The sequence below is a fragment of the Exiguobacterium sp. s191 genome (assembly GCF_018618955.1).
GTDB classification, from domain to species: Bacteria; Bacillota; Bacilli; order Exiguobacteriales; family Exiguobacteriaceae; genus Exiguobacterium_A; species Exiguobacterium_A abrahamii.
This window is the reverse complement of the sequence record NZ_JACSNC010000005.1, coordinates 49,943-70,926: the sequence shown is the minus strand read 5'-3', so window position 1 is coordinate 70,926 and position 20,984 is coordinate 49,943. Positions and strand designations below refer to the sequence as shown.

The following is a 20,984-nucleotide window of genomic DNA, read 5'->3' as shown; positions in this document are numbered from 1 at the left end:
AGTTCCAGAATTGATTGTTGCCTCCTCTGCCTCCCCCTATCCGTTTAGAGGTTTGAAGACATGTTTCTGCCTTTGGTATAGGTATGAGCAATCCCCCGTGACTAATTGAATATTCATTATGAATATGGTACGTGAAATAAGAAAAAGTATGCGCCGGCGCATACTTTTTCTACTAGTCGCTAAATCTCCTCATCCATGAATCCATTCCTGTCTGAATCAATTCATGATTCCTATTCGGAGTTTCTTTGTTCTACGACATGACCATCGGAGGCCGGACTAGCCCCTCCTCTGATTCTCCTGGGGGACGCAAACATCATTCGTAGATGGATGATTATCTAGGTCAGGTATGATACATGCCCACTTGTCTTATATGAAGAAATACGGAAGGATCTTGTAAAAAAGTATGCGCCGGCGCATACTTTTTCCCGTCCTCGTCATGCGGGAGCCTATCCATTTTGATGAAGTCGTTCTTCAGTCTTAATTCTTTCCGACATTCATTCATGGCGTCGATCAAGCTGTCTATTTTCTTACTTATTAAACCCATCGACTTATGTATTTCGATGTCTCTACATTACTGATGATTTCTTCCATCTGTTTCGTCGTTCTGACCACAAAAAAGTATGCGCCGGCGCATACTTTTCTTTAGCTTGAATACTTTGTTTCCATGACTGATGCATCGCTTACACTTTTATTTTAGTATTTACTGTTTCACAAGACCGCTCCCAAATTCTTTAACTACACCCTCCTAGTCTGCCTTCGTTTCCCTCAAGACGAATGATATCCTCCCGCGAAGGTGTCATCCGATTGGCAGAAACACTATGCCTCTTGGACGGATGGATTCCGAAAAAAGTATGCGCCGGCGCATACTTTTTTCGGAAGAGCAGACAAACAATCATTTCTATAGTAATCAGTAATCGCATCATCACCACTCATAGACTCAAGATGATTGATGGACACCTGCGTATTCTAGTGTTCTAAATACGAACCACAATCCAACAGACCGCGATCCTGATATAGTAATCATCGATACACGTCACATACTGTTTGCATCTGGGGATGATGAACGTGCGTCCGGATCCACGATTCTCGATTCCTATGGTCATGTCTTATCAACGATTCCGGCGTTCCTAAAATGAAATGTCTACTCCAAGACGGCGGTAGTCCTGATCCCTCGACGAATTCTTCCATCGAAAAGTATGCGCCGGCGCATACTTTTTGTCACGTTTCCCCGTACATCGCATGACATGATATGCTAGATGTATCGAAAAAAGGGGGCGATGTACCATGGACAGTTCTTCATCCGTCCAACACCGACAGCTCGTCGTTTCTCAGGCGGCCAAGACGTTGCTTGAGAACGACGTCACCGAACAACTCGCCTCGATCGACATCGTCGACGTCGAGGCTTACGTCAATCAGCTCTATGAGGAATGTTATGAGTTCCAGAACGAGGAGGACGTCTATACGAAGCTCCGCTACTACTCGTTCAAGAAACTGAAGAGAAGATGGGTCAGATCCGCCATCCGAAACTATGTCGAGAATAAGGGGCCGATGAAAGAGCTTAGGGGATTGCATAAGATGTATCTCGAGTTCTGGGACATTTCAGGCAAGGAAGGCTTCCAACGAAAGTTCTCTGCCGACAGTGTCGAGGACCTCATGAAAGAACATATTCGCGAACTCGAGGAATGGGCCGAGAACAACAACCTCCTCATCCATACGTATCCACATTGGGGACAGAAGACGAAGAACCAACGGACGAGCACCATGCGGACCGACGTCCTGATGGTCATCGGTGAGGTCGCGAAGGGACTGAAGCGAGTGCAACCGAAGGCGCACGTCGCGACATCCACCTCGATCACCGTCCCGTTCTTTGGTCTGGCCGATCGCATGAAGAACACGACGGAGAAGTTTAACCAAGGGGAGGGGACGTTGATGGACCTCTCGCTCGACCTACACGACTATTCTGCCGTCGTACCGAAATACAAGCAGGGCGTACCGAACAATCTATCCGTCCTCGTCAGCAATGAATTCCTGGCAGAACTCGACGGGAAGGTACCTGACCTTGATTCGCGCGATTTCGAGGCATTCAACGAGATACTATCCTATCGCGATATCTCGTTCCAGACGAACCGGAAAATCGTGTTCCCGATCTCGAAGCTCGTCAAGAAGATTTATGGCAACGACAGCGGGAAGAGCTATGCCCTTACGACGCAGCGTCTCGTCAAGCTGGGATACTATCGGGTTGCGGTCCGTAACGAGGAGGGCGACCTCTCCATCTTCGGTCTGTTCTCCTCCGTCAAGATAAGTGGGGCGTCCGCCATACAGCGGGACACACAAATCACCGTGACCGTCTCGGAGGAGGTCTATGACGACCTGCTCAAGCAACAGATCATCAGCATCTACGGGGAACAAATCGAACGACTGAAGGGGACGTTCGCCTATCATCTGTCGTTCGTCCTGCAGAAGGAACGTCTCTCCTCCTTCCAGCTCAAGGAGGAGATGCCGGCGAAGCGGCACTGGCGACAGTTCACCCATTCCATCCGCTTCAACAAGAGTCGGAAGGCCGAGAACCTGAAGGAGCTCGAGACGAACCTCGATCGGATCAAGGAGCTCGACTTCATCATCCAGGACTGGCATCGTTCAGGGGATTACTATTTCCTCTACTTCCATCCGCTCGAGAGATGGGAACTCGACGATCGGAGCAACGTGCTCTTGCTTTGAGTAACTCTTCCTAGCTCGACTGCTAACGATGTTTGCTCCTCTGGGGCAGCAAAAACTGACATCTTTCAAGGAGGCATGTCCACATGATCAATCCAGAACACCTCACTCCTCTTCCGTACAAGGAGAGACTCTCGGAAGAAGATATACAGATGATCGAAGGACTGCAGGAGAACCGTGCGGCACTACAAGTCATCAACCGACTCACCTTCCGCTTCAGACGACTCAAGGAAAGAGATATCTACTCCGCGACAGTAGATTTCGATGAAGAGTTTCCTCTATTACATGAGAGCTTCGGTGAATCACTCATCCGCTACTTCCGCTTGAAAGGGATTTCCGTCACGCGCGTCCCCCGTACAGGAGAAGAAGACCCTCTCAATACATTCGGGTATACTCTTCTCTTCGACTTCTCCTCGCTCTGAGATGATCGTTCATTCTTAGAAATACTAATCATGGACCCGTCCACGGGGGGAAGAGCGTCTACATGATGTATCCTTATCGTCATTCTTTCTCCACAAAAGGATGACGTGTTCCCTCTTTAGTTCTTTCTTTAATCGTCTCTATAATGAGGGTAATGTCTTATTTTCTAATAGGAGAGCGTACGGATTTCTTCATCCGTACGCTCTTCTTCCATCTCCAAACATCTTATCGTTTTATGTCCGCATCACTACTTGATTCTTACGTACTGCCTAGATATCTGTTTTCCTCGAACTTTCGAATATGTCTTCAATCTCTTCATTCATCCGTTCCTCACGTCTTCGCTCTTCGTCGATCACTACCTGATTGAATTTCGTCTCGTACTCCATACTTCTCGTCCCCATCCATCTCAGTACTCAGCCATTTCAGTCTGATAAGGTTGTCCATGTGGCTGGACTTTCCGCATGCTTCTTTTCTGATTTCCTCATTTCTTCTAGACCCAATGATAGTTTTCCCGATTCAATCACCAAGGCGAGGTAAAAGGTGACGCAGGAGAGTAAGAACATTGTTGATATCAATAAGAACGCGCCGCCTAAGCTTAGATTGAACATCTTCTCCATCTTAGATGTCATGTTATTGATTGATTCCCATCCGTATGGCATTCGAACTCATGATTTCCTTCATGAAGAACCTCCGTCAGTTTTGATGGTGATTCGTCAGACTGAAGGACTCGTCGACATGAGGCTTATATCGGTCGTATTCACAGACGAAAAGAATCCATAGGAGGGGGAATAGACATTTTGGTCGTCACGTACCGTACTCTACTTACCGATTCCGACAGACGATCTTGGTCGTTAGTTTTAAGATGATCGTCAAGATAAAAAAATAAGAACATAAGTTCTTATTAGATGGAGTTTTAGTCTGATTACGCATCGTAGTCCTCGTAAGAGGTCCATCAGATTGGGATCAATGCATATGTCGAATTATGTCGTAAAACGACCAATTTTTGATTATGGTCGCCCATTCCCGTACCAGAACGACACATATTCATCGATTTCGGATGACTTTTGTCGTTTTTGACCGTACCGAAATGACATCTTTCATGTTTTGGTCGCTTGTCACCGTACCGGAACGACATTTTCGAAAGAATGGTCGTGAATCCCCGTACTAGAACGACATTCCAAAGATTTTCTGAGATTTTTCAAATTTTTTTTAGAACCTCCAACAGCAAGAATTGTCGTCTTTCACCGTACCAGAACGACACTTTTTCTTGTTCTGGTCGTCCGGCGCCGTACTGGAACGACACTTTTCTTGTTCTGGTCGCCTTTCACCGTACCGGAGCGACATCCATCAGTCAGAAAGCCTTAAAAATACTGGCGAAGAGGAGCCGTGGATGGCTTCATGTGGGGATTCCTTCGGTTTTGGTCGTAATCGACCGTACCGAAATGACATCTTTTTGACTCATGGAAACGGCTTCATATCAACGTTCCTGACGTGTTGGTCGTCTTTCACCGTACCGGAGACGCGTTTTGACAGTTCTCCTCAAGGACAGGATACTAGGCTTAATAGTCCAGAGTAGGGGAGGTGTAGGCAATGTCGATGAATCAGCAGAACAGACACGTATTGGTCGCGAACAAGGTGTTGATCGCCATGAGCGGTCTGACGCGTTGGACGAAACGAGAAGAAGGCTTCATGTATGAACAGCATCACTATAACATCCCGGGACCGTTCCTCGCCCTGAAATGGACGAAGTCGCGGATCCGTCATCTTCTCACGCTTCTCTCGCATTGTGACGACAAGGGCATGTTGTCCCTCGTCGAGAGCGAGACGCTCGCGGACCATGCCCGGACCTCCGTCCGTTCGTTGCACGACAACCTCCGTCTGTTCGAGGAGGCAGGACTCATCCGGTATGACTTCCATTTCACCGGCGTCCTATCAATCGAGCTCGTCGACTACCTCTCCAACTATCGTGACCTCACGGAAGAATCCGGCAGCTTCGCTTCGAAGACGGGATATACCTCCATCTGGTGTGGGATGATCCGTCATCTCATGGAGATCGACCACGTCAACATCCTGCGCGTGGCATTGCGTGCCCTCGTACAGGTGGAACGGGACATCCATGTCCAGTCCCAGGAGAAGGCCATCCTCACCTATGATGAGGTGAAGGGCTTCCTCCCTCGCTATTGTGGCCATCGTCTTGCGGTGAAGGGCATGCTCGACCAGCTCTCACGCCTCTTCGACGTGCAACTCGTCGAGGACACGAAGGACTTCCTGTCGGCCGTCAAGGACAACATCTCGCTCAAGCGACGCATACATACCGTCACACGTCCGCTCATGTTCCAGATGAAGATCGGGGAGAATGTCGACAGCAGACGCATCCGCGAGGCGGAACGCGCGAGCACGCTCATCGGTTGGTTCGACCTTCGTGAGGTGGCTCGTGACTTCGTCGACTTCGACCTGCTCGAGGTGCCTCAGTCCTCCCTCAAATCGCTCAGCGACACGTATGGGTTCGAGGCCTGTGACGAGGTCCTGCGTTCGATCCGAAACGACTTCCTCCGCTACGGGGAACGCCTGCAGGAGACGGACGTCTATAGTCTCTTCTTCCAGTCCCCGGTCCTCTATCTCAATGAGCGTCTGAGACGACTCTCGGAAAAATTGGCCATCGCATGATGGTCTATTTGTCATGCCCTTTTCTGAAAAAAATGATGAAAACGAGTCAAATCACCTCTGATATCGGCGTCATCGGCCTCGAAAAAGGAAGTCTCCGCATCCAGGATGTCCGTCCAGGCGATTTTTCGAATGTGTCATACCATTTAGGAAAAAAAACAAATATATAGGACATAAAAAAGGCTAATGGATGCAGAGAAACGACTCGTATCGAACGAAAACGAGTAATCAGAGCGCATAATCCGGATGAAGGCGAACTTCTCCAAATCATCATGTCTCTTTATCGGACTTTGATTTCGGCAAGGAACGTTGGTATCACGGGCTCCATGATCGATTCACGTTTTCCAATTCTTTTTAATTCTTTTTTAATCCCTTCAATCTCCTAGAATGTCTGTAATGAAAATAATCTGGTTAGCCCGTATGTCATCATCTTGGAAGGAGAATCCCTCTTTGGTGATTGAAGTTCGGGAAGACAGACGAAACGTCATGTATACATTTCGACATCGAAACGTATACAATTTAATACTAGTGTATACATATAGATATCATAAAAAATCGACATCGAACGATAAAAATGATTGTCTTCAATCCTCTCGTATGTGATGATGGAGACAGAAAGGGGAGAGATGATGAACATTCTGACGTTCTACATATCAAAGGGAGGTTCCGGGAAGACGACCTGTTCCCTCAACATGGGGCATGCACTCGGTGAACTCGGTCAACGCACTTTACTCGTAGACCTCGATCCACAAGGTTCCCTCAGCAAGTTGATGCTGAAGGAGTCCGATACGATCAAATACATGACGCTCTTCGACGTCCAGGCGCGCGGACTCGCCATCGAGGAGATTTTGTTCGACGACGAGAAACACAACATCAGCCTTCTCCCCTCGAACGAACGGAACGCCCGACTCATCAACCTGATATCGGAACAGGACAAACTCTTCCTATTGAAGGACCTGCTCGCGCCGCTCGCGGAGGAGTTCGACTGGATCATCCTCGACTCCGTCCCGTCGATCAACGAGCTCTCGAAGGTCGTCCTCTCCTGTGCGGACCATGTCATCGTCCCCTTCATGCCGAAGAAGCTGGTCTTCGATCAACTCGGCAGTACCATCCGGACGATCCGACAGGTGAAGAAGTTCTATAACGGCTCGCTCGAACTGACGGGCATCATGCCGGTCGCGCTCGACGTCGGACTGAAGGGTGACCGTGAATATGCGGAGGCCATGGGACGGCTCGCGGAGGAGGAGGGGCTCGCCGTGCTCCCGTCCGTCAGACGTGCAGCCTTCATCGAGAAGGCCGCCGACAACGGGAAGAGCGTGCTGCAGTACAAGTCGAAGGAAGGACAAGAGCTCGCCGCACCATTCAGGGAGCTCGCTCGTCGCATGGTCGAAGGAGGGAAGAACGCATGAAGGCCCGGAACAAGCAAATCCATAAGATCAAGCCTCAGGAGCAACATCCGTATCGGAGCGGGTTGACGGACATCGGCTCCGTCGTCCAGAAGCTCCCCGTGTCGAAGGACCTCGAGAACCTGGCGGTCGAGATCAAGGAGCTCGCGCGCGTCCAGACGATATCGGTCTTCGAGATCGGCAAGCGTCTCTCGATAGCGAAGTCAGAGATGCACGATGGCAAGGAATGGCAAGGGTTCCTCGAGACGGTCCAGATGTCGAACTCGCTCGCTTCGCGGTACGTCAAGGCCTATGACACACTCCAACCGTTCGAGGAGTCGCTCGGGAAGCTGCCGGCCTCGAAAATCTTCGAGCTCATGTACGTCGAGGACCCGGAGGACGTCGTGCTCAACGGCCTGCCCGTGGAAGGCGGGCGGAAACCGATAGAGGAGGCGACCGTACGCGAACTCCGGGCTAGCCGTTCCGCCACGTCGGGCGTGAAGGTCAGCGCCTTCCGTCAGAAGAAGACGACGTCGACGGTCCTGTCGGCACGCGTGCCGACGGACACATCGGAACGCCTCCATGCGCTCGCGAGCGCACAAGGGCTCAGCATCAGCGAATATTTGTCACGATTGATAGAGGAATCGCTCGACCACGGCATCGTGGAGGGCTCAGATGAGACGGAAGGGGAAGAGAGACGATGAAGAAAATCGCGTTATACAACCGTAAGGGTGGGGTCGGGAAGTCGACGACGACGATCAACCTCGCGCATGCCTACGCCAGGGAGGGGCTCCGTGTACTCGTGATTGACGCGGACGACCAGGCATCGACCTCGAACGGTCTCGGGCTGACCGAGGACTATCCAGGGAAGGTGCTGCTCGACTGTCTGATCAACGAGGATGACCCGTACTATGCACCGATCGAGCAGGTCATCGTCAACTGCGAGTACGAGACGGGGACGGTCCATCTCGTACCGACGCGCCGCTCCGCCTCGCCGACCGGCCTGACGAGCCAGATGGGCTATGAGTTCCGCCTGAGGGAGGAGCTCGCACGCGTCGAGGAACTGTTCGACGTCTGCCTCATCGACTGCCCGGGATCGACGTCCGCCTTGAACCCCTATGCCCGCTGCGCCCTGGTCGCACAGGACATCATCGTGATGCCGGTGCAGATGCAGAAGTTCTCGATGGACGCCGTCTACACGGCACCAGAGGAGCTCGAGGAAATCAGACGCTACAAGGAGGACATCCACATCGCGGCATTCGTGCCGACGATGGTCGGTACGCGCTCGCGCGGGGACCTGACGACGGTCGAGGAACTCGTCGACCTCGGACGGGAGGTCGGCATCCCCGTGTTGACGACGATCCCGTACATGGTGAAGGTACAATCGCTCCAGCGTGAGTCCCGTCCGGTCATCGACCACAAGGGTCCGGCGACGGACGCGTACCTGAAGCTCGCGGAGGAGGTGCTCGCATTATGAGTCGCAAGAAGAACGCACCGAAGTTCTCGAGCTTCCAGGCGAACGGCGCGCTCCCTGAGGCGACGAACCCGAACACGGACGCACGAGGGGAGAAGGTCGACGCCGTCAAGAAGTTCTCCTCGACGACGAGCGTCGCGAACCCGTATCAATCTCTGTCCGCGACCTCGTTGTCCCGCGTCGTGACGAAGAAGCTACCCGAGAACATGGACGGACTGGTCCAGTACTACAACCACATCGATGCCATCCATGCGACGAGCTTCGTCGAGAAGTGCCGCGTGCTCGCGCACGCCAACGCCATCTTCCGCTATGAGGGGACGCGTGACGGCTTCCGACAGGAGGAGGGCGGATGGCTCGAGTTCGTCGGGCGCATCGGCCTGTCGCAGTCGCAGGTGAGCCGCTTCGTCTCGTTCTGGAACGTGTTCGGCGAGGAGCTGCTCGTCCGTGCGGTCGAGGAGGAGCTGACGGCGTCGAAGCTCGCGGAACTGCTCTCCTGGCCGGAGGACCCGAGGGCTGTCATGCTCGAGGGACGTACATACCAGGTCGGGGACGGCGAGAAGACCGTCTACGAGATGACGCGGGAGGAACTCCGCGAGGTCAAGCGGATGCTAGGCGACCGCAAGGAACGTCGCGTCATCGAACAGCCGTCCGTCAGCCGTCCGGTCAAGCTGCGGATCGACTTCGGGGATGACGATCCGTTGTTGAAGAACCTGCAGGAACGGGCGGAAGAGGACGGCAGCAGCCCGGAGGACATCATCCGGCGCGCACTCGAGCAATATCTACGTCGTTGAAGCCATGAATCGGGCACGCTCATCTCCTCGGATGGGCGTGCCCGTCTGTCATGGGGGTCAGTTTAGAAATTCTGACAACTATTTCCGAAAACATACTGTCTTTATTTTCTATATATGCTTAAAATTTAGTTATGGAGTCGCGTCACCAGCTGGTTGACGCACATGAAATTTGGGAGGAATCACAAGCTATGAACTTCGATAATAAGATCGACCTACAAAAAGAAATCGGTAAGACCATCTCATTGACGGATGGAACGCGTAAGCTGACGATCAAGGGCCAGACGCGCAGCTACCCGGTACACCGCATCCCGCTCGAGCATCTTTTATACAACCGTCAGAACGGACGTATCATCAGCTCGATGAACCGCTACGAATCGGAAGGCAAGGACATCCAGAGCCTCTCGAAGGAGGAGTACAACGACCTCGTCGAGCAGTTCATCGTCGAATCGAACAGCGCGGCGCTCAACAAGACGAAGCAGAACATCGATCTCTTCGGACAGCGTCTACCGGGCGTCGTCCTCAACGACGGGACGGTCGTCGACGGGAACCGACGTTACACGTGCCTCCGTCAGTTGAAGCGGGAAGGGAAGACGTCGTTCTTCGAGGCGGTCATCCTCGATCCGTCGGAGGGTCTCTCCGCGATCGACATCAAGCGACTCGAGCTCAACCTGCAACACGGCGAGGAGCGTCCGGTCGACTATAACGCCATTGACAACCTGGTCGAGGTCTACAACGACATCGAGAAGAACAAGTACTTCACGGTGAAGGAATATGCGACGAACACGAACAAGACCGAAGGGGACGTCAAGAAGATGCTCAAGAAGGCGAACCTCATGGTCGAGTTCCTCTCGTTCATCAACGCCGAGGGCAAGTACTACGTGGCACGCGACATGGAGCTCGACGGACCGCTCCAGGAGGTCATGCTCATCCTCAACAAGGAGAAGGACGAGGAGGAACATGAACGCGTCAAGAACGCCCTCTTCACGGCGATGACGCTCTCGAAGGAAGGCGACCTGACGCGCTACATCCGACGCATCGGGAAGGAAATCATCCAGGCGGGCAACCGGGAACAGTTCCTCGACGAATACGACGACATCGTCGAGGACGTCTACGATGCCTATCAGGAAGAGGCGAGCGTGACCGTGAACACGGTCAAGAAGCTGAACGAGAACCTCAAGAACGTACGCGAGGAGGCGAGCTCGATCGTCAGCAAGCGTGTGGACGAGACGGTGTTGACGCGCGTCAAGATGAAGCCGATCGACTCGCTCAACACGGTCATCCGGACGCTCGACAACGTCGACGCGGACCAGATCGCCCGGATGGATGCCGGCTCGAAGAAGGAGTTCGCCCGTCTCGTCGAACAGATCCGGAAGGAACTCGGGGCCTATGAGTCACGACTCTGACTTCCGCGACCTGGTGCTGCGACCGTCCTACTATACGACGGAGCATCAGATCGGCAAGGACTTCTATACGCCCGTCCTCGGACGGGCGGTCGCCTATGACCGGGTCAGCGGCTACTTCAGCTCGAAGGCGCTGGCCTCCTACGGTCAGGGCGTCAAGGGATTGGTCCGCAACGGTGGACGGATGCGGCTCATCGTCTCGGAGGAGCTGAGCGAGGAGGACGTACGGCTGATACGACAAGGCTATGCCTTGCGGGAACAGACCGTCGACGACCTGCTCGGACGACTCGACGAACGGCTCGATAGTCAGGAGATGATGGACTACTGCAACCTCGCCCATCTGATTGCGACCGGCGTCGTCGACATCCGGATCGGCTTCAAGTCGTCCGGGCTGTTCCACTCGAAGTTCGGTCTCGTCGAGGACGGATACGGGAACGTCATCTACTTCACGGGCTCGAACAACGAGACGAGCGCCGCCATCCAGAACAACTTCGAGTCCTTCGACATCACGACGACATGGCTCTCCTCCCCGTTCGACGTCGAGAAAATCCCTCGCGCGCGTCGCGAGTTCGACCTGCTCTGGGCGGACCGGATGCGGGAGGAGAACATCTACGTCAAGCACATCGAGGAACTCATCATCAAGAAGATACTGACATACGACAAGGGGACGATCATATTGGACAAGGAGATGCTACAGGAGGACGCGATGATCCTCACGGTGGACGATGACGGACGATTCGTGATTCACGACAACGTGACACCAGGCAAGATGAAGGAGAACGAGCTCACCATCAAGACGAAGCTGAAGCCCTACTACGAGGATGCAGGATATCCTCACTTCCGCGAGGACCTGACGTACGTCGAAATCCGGAAGGTCATCGAACTCTTCGAGAAGCTAGGCAGACGACGGGACTTCGACGTCGTGGTGACGCGCGCGCTGGCCGAACATCTCGAGCGACAGACCTATCTCATCGAGGAACGATCGAATTACGCGATGTTGCTGAAGACGCAGGACGACCGGATCGAGGACAAGTATGCTAACTTCGCATCGATCGTCGACCGTGAGCTGCACCGGGAACTCCGCGACAAGCAGATGCAGTCCGCCTTCTACATGGCGGAGATGCATCGGGCGGCGAACTTCTCCGTGCCGGGTGCAGGGAAGACCTCGATGGTATACGGCGCCTTCGCCTATCTGTCCTCCCCGGAGGTCGACCGCGTGAACAAGATCATCATGATTGGGCCGAAGAACACGTTCCTCGCCTGGAAGGACGAGTACGTCGAGAACTTCGGGACGAAGCGGAGCCTAAGCCTTCTCAACATCCATGACTCGGACGAGCCGATCCGTCAGCTTCGTCTCGGTGGGGACTCGTTCGACCTCGTCCTCGTCAACTATGAGTCTCTCGGACGATTCGAGGGCGTGCTCAGCGACGTCATCGACGGACGCACGATGCTCGTCTTCGACGAGGTCCATAAAATCAAGGGGATGAAGAGCAAACGGGCCCAGATCGCGAAGCGTCTCTCGACGCTGACTTCTTATAAATACGTCCTGACCGGTACGCCGATACCGAACACCTACGAGGACGTCTATAACTTCCTGAACATCCTGTACGGGGAGGACTACAAGAGCTTCTTCAACTTCAAGCCGAGCGAGCTGAAGAATCCTTCCTCGACCCGCATCGAGGAAATCAACGCGAAGCTGCTGCCGTTCTTCTGGCGGACGACGAAGCACGAGCTCCAGGTGCCGCAGGCGGAGCCGGACATCCAGTACCACGTGGAGGCGAACGACGCCGAGCAGGCGATCATCGACCTCGTCCATCGCAAGTACCTGGGGAACCCGTTCAGCATGTACATCCGCCTCCTGCAGGCCTCGACCTGCCCGGAGCTCCTGTTGCGGGCACTCGACTTCCAGGAGATGTATGGAGAGGAGGAGGCATCCGGCCTCACCTTCGCCGGACAGGAGGACACGCCTCCAGTCACGCTCGACCGCTCGGAGGTCGAACTGTTGCGCCGCGTGCCGACGACACGGAAGTTCCGTGCCGGGGTGGAGCTCGTCTCCGACCTGCATGATGAGGGCAAGACGGCCGTCGTCTGGTGCATGTTCGTCCATACGATCGACAAGTTCCGGGCGGAGCTTCTCGCCCGGGGCATCAAGGCGGAGGCGATCTATGGGAGTACGCCGCTCGAGGAGCGCGAACGCATCATCAAGTCGTTCCAGGCGGGCGAGCTCGACGTCATCGTCACGAACCCGCATACCCTTGCCGAGTCGGTATCGCTGCACCATGTCTGTCATGATGCGGTCTACCTGGAATATTCGTTCAACCTGACGCACATGCTGCAATCGCGCGACCGCATCCATCGACTGGGTCTACCTCAGGGACAATACACGCGTTATCACTACATGATGATGCAAGGACAACCGGAGGCACATGGGATGGTCGACGAGAAAATCTATGACCGCCTCAAGATGAAGGAACAACGCATGCTCGACGCGATCGAGAACGGCGAGCTCCGTCCTGATCCTACGGTCGACTATGAGGAGATCATCGCACTTTTCGAGTGACGAACGAGTCGTTCAAACCCGTCTAGAAACAATCTGGCAGTACCGATCAAACCAAAGAGGTGATGATTCAAGTGAGCTTGAAAAGGGTGAAAGACCTTTTACGATTCAATGCATTCATGTTCGTACTGCCTTTGATGTTCTTCATTCTTCAGAACTCGGTCCATGCGGAAGTGGGACTGACGCCGTTCACTTCGATTGATTCAGAAATCGAAGGAACCGCCGAAGTGGACACCGATGTGATGATTCTGTTCGCCAACAAATGGTATGCGACGAAGTCGGATGCTGACGGAAAGTTCAAGATGAAATTCGACCAGAAAATCGGTCGAGAGACCATCGGGATACGTGAAAAACAGATGGACGGCACCTATGGAAGAATCGCCCGCTACTCCGCAGAACAAATGACGGAATCAATCCAACCTCCCAAGTATTTAGGGAAGAACAAGAGCGGCGAATCCCTCTTCTATAGTCCGCAAGGCTTCGAGGTCGTAGTGCTCGTCGGCGATGTTGTTTACAGTGACGGCTCACTGCTCAGGATAAAAAATCTGGACAGCAGTAGTGTAAGAGCCTATGTACGTAACGCCGAACGGAAAAGCGAAGTGGTCAACCTTGACATAGCGAATCCAGAGAAAATTCCGTTCACGATTTCCAGTAAGGTGGAAGATGATCAGGTCATCATGACGGGTAAGACGTTACCCTCGATGCAGTTTTTCCTAGGTAACCAGATGGAGGATGGGGTTTGGGATGATGGTACATGGTTCCGTAGCGACGAAGAGGGTTATTTCTCTAAAGCATTAAGCCGCTGGACGTACTTCGATAATGGTGTGGCTACTTATTGGATAAAAATGGATGGCGTCGGTGAAGATGTGATGCCCGAAATATTCAAGAGCACCCAGACGGTCACTGGACCGAAAATCAATTCCGATAATCCGCTCATCATCAACAGCGAAATCATCCAGGAGGGTGAATATATCAATGGGAGCGGGACGCCGGGACATACCATATACGTCAAGAACAAAGGGAGCTTGCAAAGATTAGGTGAAGTCGACAATCGAGGTAGATTTTCAATCTCCATCCCCCGGAACATGAACGAGCCAAGTATAACGTTCGTGGTGCAAAAAAAGGATGAGACATACTTCGGTGAAGAAACACATCGATTATACGAAAAGAACTTTGATAGTCATGATTTATTCCTGGATAAGGTGACCTCTGATTCCACGAGAGTGACGGGCACTGCTCCGAGGTTCATGGACATCCGAATCGACTTCACTGGAGCGATGGGAAGTTATCAGATGAACACCACCTCCGACGAGAACGGTCACTATTCTGTCTTGATGCCGAACGAGTTCGACGGTACGGTCACCGTGACGGCTCGTTATGATGGAGGAGTTAGTAGGAGCAGGAAGACCGAGGTCGTCGATCTACGCCCGAACGAAAAGCCATCATACTACTTCGAAAACGGTACGATGAAAATCTCGGTCCGTAACGACAAGTTAATCGACAAATGGGTAGAGATATCAAAGGTCCATGCCGACGGAACCTTCGATGTCAGTAAGTCACTGCTTCGCGATTGTAATCAATCCGGCGAGTATGTGATTGGAGTCGGAGATTGGTTGGACGGGGACCGTTTCACTCTACGAGTAGTGGATGATAATGACGTGAAATCCGATGCCGTGTCCGGAGAATATGTGGAGCTTAATGCTCCGCGAATCGATGATTTGGACGATGATAGCAATAGCATCGTTGGACGAACGGCTCCGAACCTCAAGGTCTCTGCCATATATTACGATGGACACGTCGAGACCACTTATAGTGACGCGATAGGTAACTTCACCGTGAAGCTTCCGGACGTCAGTCCAGCGCATCGTCCATATAAGCTAGTGATTGATGATGAGAAGAATAAAGTGCGTCGGACCGTGGAACTGACCTATCGGGATACGACACCTCCAGCAATCAACGTGGAGCCAATCCAGGATCGAGATGACCAAATCAGAGCAAGTCTCATGCCGGGTGATACGATGAGAATCACGATCGTCTACGACGACGGCGGGACCGAGACGGTCGATGCCATGAGACGATATTGGGATAACGTGGTATACAGTCACCATTCCAGTTTCGGTAGGGTAGCATATTTCGAGTTCGTCAGCACGGACCCGAACGGGAACGAGAGTCGTAAGAAAATCATTCCCATCGATACCGTAAGACCTAGTCTCGATATGTTAGTCACACCTTACGCAGGAGAAGATTCGATCGAAGGGAAGACCGAACCGCAGGCGAATGTGACGGTGAGCATCTCAGGTCGGGAATACACGGCGAAGGCTGACGGAACAGGACGGTTCTCCATCAAGACTCATGTCTTGAAGGCATCCGAAAAAGTTGATATGGAGATACTCGACAAGGGCGATAACCTGGTCACGCTAAAGGATGCATCTTCCGTATTAGGAATCAACTCGGTGGAGTTGATGAAGGATAGGAAGTCGGTCGTCCTAAAAACGAGCATCAAAGGTTCGAAGGTCGATCCATATCTCACACTCGAATACGAAGGTAAAAAAATCTCCCAAGGATTCGCCGAGAAGGTCGTGTTCAATCTCGACAAGCCTCTCAAGAATCATTCGGAGCTCAAGATACACCTCTCACGTAGGAATGCTCTCCCGAAAGTGGTGTACCGGGCGAAGCAATCGGACACCATCGCACCGAGCACGAACGTCGGAATCGATTGGCGAGATGACTGGAACGTCGGTACGAGACTCTACGGTACGAGCGAACCTGGTGCGACCGTCGAAATCTATCAGAAGTCGAAGCGAATCTTCTATGTGAGGACGGCATCAGACGGTAAGTTCGAGTACGTCGTGAACAGAGCGTTCGGTACACGAGAGCAACTGCTCCTACGCGTGACGGATATAGTAGGGAACCGTTCAGAGAAGAAAGTGGTCTTGAAACACGTCCCGAGAAAGCCGACCGTGAATCCGGTCTTCGATAACTCGAAGACGATTACCGGGAAAACGGAGCCCGCGCTCACTGTGGAAATCAAGATCAATACCACGAAATATCTCGTGAAAGCGGATAGTCGCGGGAACTATCGTCTAAGCGGCAAGGGCTGGCCAGTAGGCTCTCGGATAGTGGTCAAGGCGAAGGGGAAGGATGGCATCGATTCTCCTTATGAACGGCGTACCGTGAAAGGCACGATAAAGTATTTAGAGGTCAAGAACGTGACATCGTCCTCACGCTTCGTCGAGGGGAAGACGGAACGGGATTCCTACGTGCAAGTCTTCAAGAATGGCAAGAGCATCTCGAAGAAGGTCCTAGTAGCGAAGGATGGGAAGTTCAAGCTATCCATCCCGAGACAGACGGCGAAGACGAAACTCGTCGTGAAGGTCGAACGCAACAACTTCAAGTCGCTCGAGAAGACGTTGATCGTAGGCAAATGAACAAGAGAAGGACACTGCCACCGTCATAGGGCAGTGTCCTTCTCTTGTTTTTTCGTATCGATGCCGAAGATGATGGCATGTCGATCAGCATCCGCTCATGGTGGCGGGATGATTGTCGTTATTCATCGGAGTGGGTCCTCGAAGCGTGCGCGATGATGTCGCATGTAGACCTCGCGCCTAGGCCACATCCGGATGGTCATGTCCTCCCGGATGCCGACAAAGCGGAGACTGTTCGCGTCGAGCCGTGAGGTCAAGAGGATTCTCCCCTCCTCATCGAACGAGATGAACCCCTTATCGAACAGACCGTCATGCATGTCGCAGAGGACGAGTCCGTTGTCGGGATCGTCCTTCTGTCGGTCATCCGAGTGCGCCCAGGGAAGGATGTGGCTCGCGACGAGGAGCTCTCGTACCGCGAGTCCACATAGCTCACAACATGAGCTTCGTCTGAGGAGCGACTCCCGGAAACGCGACTGGGAGAGGCGATACATCGTCATCCTCGCACCTTCGTGGAGGCGCGGTGGTCGGGAAAAATCTTCGACTGCCGGGTCGTCCAAAGCATCGTCATCCGATGATATGATGGAACGATCGTCGCGGAACGCGCGCCAGGCTTCAGGCTCGTTCGGACCACCGATGATTCCCGTCTTCAAGTCGACGAGCCATTCGCCCGAGACGGCGAGCGGGAGGACGGTGAAGCGTGCGACGAGGTTCTCATATGACGCGCCTGCACCCAGATGATGGAATTGCTGACGACGGAGTACCTCGTCACGCGTCATTCCCTCCACATAAGGCAGGGCGATCCCGACATAGCGTACATCGTTGTTGCCGACGCGCTCGAAGTAGAAGAACGGAGCATGATGGCTCTCCTCAACGGAATACGCACGGTCGAAATACTTCAGGAAGGTCTCGTTCCCACGTTGCTTCGTGTCACGGAAGTCCTTGCCAGGGGTCTGGTTATCGCCATAATAGACGAGGATGCCGCTGGTGGGGTCGTATTCGTTCCTCCATTCGGATTGTTTCCCGGTGTCGAGGATGACCGTGAACGCCTCCTCCCGTGGGGCACCATCCCGTCCTTCGACCATCGAACGACGGATGCCCCCTTGGTTGCCGAGTCCGCGGAGTCCGTCCCCGAAACGGAACAGACGGCTCAAGGGTTCGTTCGCGAAGTGGGAGGATGAATCCGTTCCTGCCGGATAGACCTTACCTGGTATGAGGTCCTGCGGGACGATACGGTTCATCGACCATCTCCTGAATCATCGGCGCGTCGTTCGCGGTCGCGCAGGACGGCAAGCTCGATGCGTTCGGCGATTGCGGCATCCTGTCGCTCCTTCTCGTTTTCGAGCAGCCGGACCTTCATCATCAGCTCGCGATTCTCCTCCTCCAGGCGTTCGGCGTTACGTGAACGGTCCTTATAGTCGTCCGCGACGGCGGTCAGGCTATGGAGTTGATGCTGTAGTCGTTCCTTCTCCTCATCGCCGCGACGGAGCCGCTCCTCGAGCGAGAAGAGTTCCTTACGCAACGCCTTCACCGTGTCGGCATGCTCCTTCTCGAGACGTGCGAGAGCATCCTCCGCCTTCTTCCGTCCCGCCTCCGCCTCTTGTGCGGAAGCGACGAGTTCCTGTTCCCGTTCAGCGAGCCGTTCGCCGGCGAGACGTCCCTCCTCCTCGATCCGAGCACGCTCCTCGATCACCTCGTCCTCGAGCCGGGAGATGGTCTCCTCGTGCCGCGTCTTGATGCCCGCGAGGTCCGTCGCCTGACGCTTCAGTCGTAGGGAGCGCTCCTCGAACAGGTTGCCGATTTGGCGTAGCAACAGAGAGAGCTGTTCGTCCTCCTCCGTCAGCAATGGATCGTGCGAGCGGTTCTCGCTCAACGTGACGAACTCCTCGAACAGTTGGTTCGTCGTCACCTGACGCTCCCGGACCAGCTCACCGATCCGACGCGTCACCTCCTCCGACAGGCGGAAGGATTTGTTCTTCATCTCGTTCGTATCATTGTTCTGCGGTTCCATGGACATCTCTCCGTATGTATAGATATTTTTGACGCTCATGCCTAGATTATAGCATGCTGCCAAGCGACTGCCGAGCCGGGAGGGAGGCATCGGGGACGAAGTTGGGATCGAGGAAATTTCGATCTGTTCAAACCTAAAGATATCTGATATAATTGAGAAACTGAAACAGAGCGAAAGGATGTTCGTATTTATGGAAACAAGAAAAAGGCTCAACACAATCGAGCTATTCGCAGGGGTCGGCGGCTTCCGCGTCGGGCTCGAGAAGGCGAACGAAGACCTCTTCAAGGTCGTATGGGGGAACCAGTGGGAGCCCTCACGCAAGGCGCAGGATGCCTTCGAGTGCTATGCGTCGAACTTCGATGAAGGGATTCACTCCAACGAGGACATCACGACCGTGACGGACGAGGCGTTCCGTAACCTGGACGCACAAATCGTGGTCGGTGGGTTCCCGTGTCAGGACTACTCGGTCGCACGCAGCCTTTCGGGCGAGAAGGGGATACAAGGCAAGAAGGGTGTCCTCTTCTGGGAAATCAAGCGCATCATCGAGGCGACGGCACCGCGCTATGTCCTTCTCGAGAACGTCGATCGTCTTCTGAAGTCACCGGCGAAACAACGTGGTCGTGACTTCGCGGTCATGCTGGCGACGTTCCGTGACCTCGGATATAAGGTCGAGTGGCGTGTCCTCAACGCCGCAGAATATGGAATGGCGCAACGTCGTAGACGCGTGTTCATCTTCGCGACGCGTGACGACTCTGGGTTCTCCAAGGAACTCGAGTCCTATACGGCGGACGACATCCTGTTCGAGAAGGGCTTCTTCGCACCGGTCTTCCCGGTCAAGCCGGAGGTCATCAAGAACCGCCGACTCGAAGGGATGCTCCCGGACGACATCGTCGAGATTTCCGACACGTTCTCTGCGAACTTCCATAACTCGGGCTACATGCATGATGGTCGCTTCCACTCCATCCATACGGAGCCGGTCTTCGAGAAGCCGACCCCGCTGCGGGACATCCTGCAGCCGGAGGAGACGGTGCCTGAGAAGTTCTATCTCAAGGACTCCGCAATCGAGAAGTTCAACTTCTTGCGTGGCGCGAAGAAAATCGAGCGGACGTCGGCGGACGGCCACAAGTACATCTACGCCGAGGGTGGCATGTCGGAGATCGATGATCTCGACAAGCCGGGTCGTACGATGCTGACGAGCGAGGGGACGACGAACCGTAGCTCGCACGTGGTCGAGGTCGATGGCCGCCGGCGATTCCTGACACCGCTCGAGTGCGAGCGCCTGAACGGATTCCCGGACAACTGGACGAGCACGATGAGTGACCGGATGCGTTATTTCTGCATGGGGAACGCATTGGTCGTCGGCCTCATCGAACGGATGGGTTGGCGCATCGAGCAGATTGAGGACCGACACCCGGTACCGGTGCCTGCGCAGGAATCCTTCTACATCAATAACAACTAAAGCGCCGTCCGTGACCCGGACGGACATACCGAGGCATCTCCATACGCTATGGAGGTGCCTTTTTGGGTTTCCGGAGGACCCCGGAACGGGAAAAGCGGAGTATGAGGATGACTAGAGGAGGCAAAAATGATGGCGACCAAGAACAAGAACCTCAGCAAGGTCAAGGGGACGGACACGAAGATGGAGGTCAAGGTGCGACATGCACTATGGCATCGTGGTCTCAGATACCGTAAGAACTATCGACGACTGCTCGGAACGCCAGACATCGCCTTCCCGGCACAGCGTCTCGTCGTGTTCCTGGATTCGTGCTTCTGGCACGGCTGTCCGGCACATTATAAGGAGCCGAAGAGCAACGTCGAATTCTGGCGCAACAAAATCAAGCGGAACCGCGAGCGGGACAAGGAGCAGACGGAGCACTATCTCTGTCAAGGATGGACCGTACTGCGTTACTGGGAACATGAGGTGAACGACGATTTCGACCGGGTTATTGACGAGATCGATAAGACGTATCATGCACTCCTCGGTACAGGGGCGGATGTCCAGGAAGCCAGACTCGAGACGTATCTAGAGGAGGAAGTTGATATAGAAGATCCTTGTAATTAAGGTGGTATTTCTTTTTTTTATTAAAGTATTTGATCATGGAAAAAAGGAACCTCTCAATATAATTCGATAGTGCTGAAATCTGA

The 20,984-nt window shown here is 53.7% G+C and carries 14 protein-coding genes; 12 read left to right on the top strand and 2 right to left on the bottom strand.

The features are described 5' to 3' along the window. The first annotated feature begins 1,284 nt into the window (after nt 1-1,284). The 10 genes from KNQ09_RS15925 (at nt 1,285) to KNQ09_RS15880 (ending at nt 16,834) form a co-directional block, all read left to right on the top strand. The gene (locus tag KNQ09_RS15925) at nt 1,285-2,718 is read left to right on the top strand and encodes a hypothetical protein (protein ID WP_035412947.1); all 1,434 of its coding nucleotides are present in this window, start codon (nt 1,285-1,287) and stop codon (nt 2,716-2,718) included. An 83-nt stretch (nt 2,719-2,801) separates the two neighbouring features. Then, nucleotides 2,802-3,137, top strand: coding sequence for a hypothetical protein (locus KNQ09_RS15920; RefSeq protein ID WP_214859006.1), 336 nt, complete (start codon nt 2,802-2,804; stop codon nt 3,135-3,137). A gap of 1,588 nt (nt 3,138-4,725) precedes the next feature. Then, the gene (locus KNQ09_RS15915; RefSeq protein WP_214859005.1) at nt 4,726-5,802 is read left to right on the top strand and encodes a hypothetical protein; all 1,077 of its coding nucleotides are present in this window, start codon (nt 4,726-4,728) and stop codon (nt 5,800-5,802) included. A 599-nt stretch (nt 5,803-6,401) separates the two neighbouring features. Continuing rightward, a complete protein-coding gene (locus tag KNQ09_RS15910) occupies nt 6,402-7,208 on the top strand; it encodes a ParA family protein (RefSeq protein ID WP_214859004.1) in 807 nt (268 codons plus the stop codon). Continuing rightward, nucleotides 7,205-7,888 carry a DUF3102 domain-containing protein gene (locus tag KNQ09_RS15905; protein WP_214859003.1) on the top strand — a complete coding sequence of 228 codons (684 nt, stop codon included), beginning with the start codon at nt 7,205-7,207 and terminating at the stop codon, nt 7,886-7,888. Before KNQ09_RS15910 ends, KNQ09_RS15905 begins: the two co-directional genes overlap by 4 nt. Next, complete coding sequence (locus tag KNQ09_RS15900; protein ID WP_035412959.1) at nt 7,885-8,661, top strand: ParA family protein; 777 nt, start codon at nt 7,885-7,887, stop codon at nt 8,659-8,661. Before KNQ09_RS15905 ends, KNQ09_RS15900 begins: the two co-directional genes overlap by 4 nt. Next, nucleotides 8,658-9,449, top strand: a complete 792-nt coding sequence (locus KNQ09_RS15895; protein WP_214859002.1) for a ribbon-helix-helix domain-containing protein — start codon at nt 8,658-8,660, stop codon at nt 9,447-9,449. The genes KNQ09_RS15900 and KNQ09_RS15895 overlap by 4 nt, the downstream gene beginning before the upstream one ends. 188 nt (nt 9,450-9,637) lie before the next feature. Continuing rightward, nucleotides 9,638-10,852, top strand: coding sequence for a hypothetical protein (locus KNQ09_RS15890; RefSeq protein WP_214859001.1), 1,215 nt, complete (start codon nt 9,638-9,640; stop codon nt 10,850-10,852). Beyond that, the gene (locus tag KNQ09_RS15885) at nt 10,836-13,409 is read left to right on the top strand and encodes an SNF2-related protein (RefSeq protein WP_214859000.1); all 2,574 of its coding nucleotides are present in this window, start codon (nt 10,836-10,838) and stop codon (nt 13,407-13,409) included. The genes KNQ09_RS15890 and KNQ09_RS15885 overlap by 17 nt, the downstream gene beginning before the upstream one ends. Nucleotides 13,410-13,525: 116 nt before the next feature. Next, nucleotides 13,526-16,834, top strand: a complete 3,309-nt coding sequence (locus tag KNQ09_RS15880; RefSeq protein WP_214858999.1) for a hypothetical protein — start codon at nt 13,526-13,528, stop codon at nt 16,832-16,834. A 122-nt stretch (nt 16,835-16,956) separates the two neighbouring features. Here KNQ09_RS15880 and KNQ09_RS15875 read toward each other — a convergent pair whose 3' ends face one another. Both KNQ09_RS15875 and KNQ09_RS15870 read right to left on the bottom strand, forming a co-directional pair. Beyond that, on the bottom strand, nt 16,957-18,069 hold the full coding sequence (locus tag KNQ09_RS15875) for an HNH endonuclease (RefSeq protein WP_214858998.1): 1,113 nt from the start codon (nt 18,067-18,069) through the stop codon (nt 16,957-16,959). Beyond that, nucleotides 18,066-18,839: a hypothetical protein gene (locus KNQ09_RS15870; protein ID WP_214858997.1), complete on the bottom strand. Its 774-nt coding sequence runs from the start codon at nt 18,837-18,839 to the stop codon at nt 18,066-18,068. Before KNQ09_RS15870 ends, KNQ09_RS15875 begins: the two co-directional genes overlap by 4 nt. 190 nt (nt 18,840-19,029) lie before the next feature. On the opposite strand from KNQ09_RS15870, the gene dcm reads away from it, so the two are divergent. Both dcm and KNQ09_RS15860 read left to right on the top strand, forming a co-directional pair. Then, complete coding sequence (dcm, locus tag KNQ09_RS15865) at nt 19,030-20,298, top strand: DNA (cytosine-5-)-methyltransferase (protein ID WP_214858996.1); 1,269 nt, start codon at nt 19,030-19,032, stop codon at nt 20,296-20,298. A 129-nt stretch (nt 20,299-20,427) separates the two neighbouring features. Further along, on the top strand, nt 20,428-20,901 hold the full coding sequence (locus KNQ09_RS15860) for a very short patch repair endonuclease (RefSeq protein WP_214858995.1): 474 nt from the start codon (nt 20,428-20,430) through the stop codon (nt 20,899-20,901). The last annotated feature ends 83 nt before the right edge of the window (nt 20,902-20,984 follow it).

Excerpts from the sequence above, each read along its gene's own strand:
- KNQ09_RS15925 (WP_035412947.1), top strand. The coding sequence starts at position 1,285 with ATGGACAGTTCTTCATCCGTCCAACACCGACAGCTCGTCGTTTCTCAG.
- KNQ09_RS15920 (WP_214859006.1), top strand. The coding sequence starts at position 2,802 with ATGATCAATCCAGAACACCTCACTCCTCTTCCGTACAAGGAGAGACTC.
- KNQ09_RS15915 (WP_214859005.1), top strand. The coding sequence starts at position 4,726 with ATGTCGATGAATCAGCAGAACAGACACGTATTGGTCGCGAACAAGGTG.
- KNQ09_RS15910 (WP_214859004.1), top strand. The coding sequence starts at position 6,402 with ATGATGGAGACAGAAAGGGGAGAGATGATGAACATTCTGACGTTCTAC.
- KNQ09_RS15905 (WP_214859003.1), top strand. The coding sequence starts at position 7,205 with ATGAAGGCCCGGAACAAGCAAATCCATAAGATCAAGCCTCAGGAGCAA.
- KNQ09_RS15900 (WP_035412959.1), top strand. The coding sequence starts at position 7,885 with ATGAAGAAAATCGCGTTATACAACCGTAAGGGTGGGGTCGGGAAGTCG.
- KNQ09_RS15895 (WP_214859002.1), top strand. The coding sequence starts at position 8,658 with ATGAGTCGCAAGAAGAACGCACCGAAGTTCTCGAGCTTCCAGGCGAAC.
- KNQ09_RS15890 (WP_214859001.1), top strand. The coding sequence starts at position 9,638 with ATGAACTTCGATAATAAGATCGACCTACAAAAAGAAATCGGTAAGACC.
- KNQ09_RS15885 (WP_214859000.1), top strand. The coding sequence starts at position 10,836 with ATGAGTCACGACTCTGACTTCCGCGACCTGGTGCTGCGACCGTCCTAC.
- KNQ09_RS15880 (WP_214858999.1), top strand. The coding sequence starts at position 13,526 with ATGTTCGTACTGCCTTTGATGTTCTTCATTCTTCAGAACTCGGTCCAT.
- KNQ09_RS15875 (WP_214858998.1), bottom strand. The coding sequence starts at position 18,069 with ATGAACCGTATCGTCCCGCAGGACCTCATACCAGGTAAGGTCTATCCG.
- KNQ09_RS15870 (WP_214858997.1), bottom strand. The coding sequence starts at position 18,839 with ATGGAACCGCAGAACAATGATACGAACGAGATGAAGAACAAATCCTTC.
- dcm (WP_214858996.1), top strand. The coding sequence starts at position 19,030 with ATGGAAACAAGAAAAAGGCTCAACACAATCGAGCTATTCGCAGGGGTC.
- KNQ09_RS15860 (WP_214858995.1), top strand. The coding sequence starts at position 20,428 with ATGGCGACCAAGAACAAGAACCTCAGCAAGGTCAAGGGGACGGACACG.